This is a genomic window from Cysteiniphilum halobium (assembly GCF_003574425.1).
GTDB lineage: Bacteria > Pseudomonadota > Gammaproteobacteria > Francisellales > Francisellaceae > Caedibacter > Caedibacter halobius.
The window spans coordinates 1-592 of the sequence record NZ_KZ984543.1 but is presented as its reverse complement, the minus strand read 5'-3'; the positions used below and the strand labels follow the sequence as shown (position 1 = coordinate 592).

Annotated in this window: 1 protein-coding gene; it reads right to left on the bottom strand. The window is 40.7% G+C overall.

Going from position 1 to position 592, the window contains the following annotated elements; genetic code table 11:
- A partial coding sequence (locus DNK85_RS01430) for a hypothetical protein (RefSeq protein WP_208123114.1) occupies window positions 1-592 on the bottom strand: 592 nt, incomplete at both ends.

The following is a 592-nucleotide window of genomic DNA, read 5'->3' as shown; positions in this document are numbered from 1 at the left end:
ATATATACGGACGTGACCGGCATTATTCCCACTATCATCATTAAAAGGAGCGCCAATGGCAATTCTTAATCCATCATCACTCATTGCTATTGAATAACCTGATTGATCATTAGCAGTACTGCCATCTATATCAGCACCCATTTGAATCCAGTCATTACCATCCCACTGATATATACGGACGTGACCGGCATTGTTTCCATTGTCATTATTAAAAGGAGCACTAATGGCAATTCTTAATCCATCAGCACTCGTTGCGACTGAATAACCTGATTGATCATCTGCAAACTCACCAACTATATTTGTTCCAAGCTGGCTGATAACAATATCTGGAACAATATTAATCGGTGCATCATTAACAGCAGTAACGGTAATGGTACTGGTTGCCGCAGTTGAATTAACATCGCCATCATTAACAACGAAGCTTACAGTGCGTGCCAGTGGATTTGGATTATCAGAAGTGTTTTGATATGTCACACTACGCAATGCTGCCTGATAATTGGCAAGGGTATCACTACCACTTAAGCTTAATACCCCTGTGGTGGCATTAAAGCTACCACTGATATTGGCAGTATCAACAAAGGCTAAGATATCC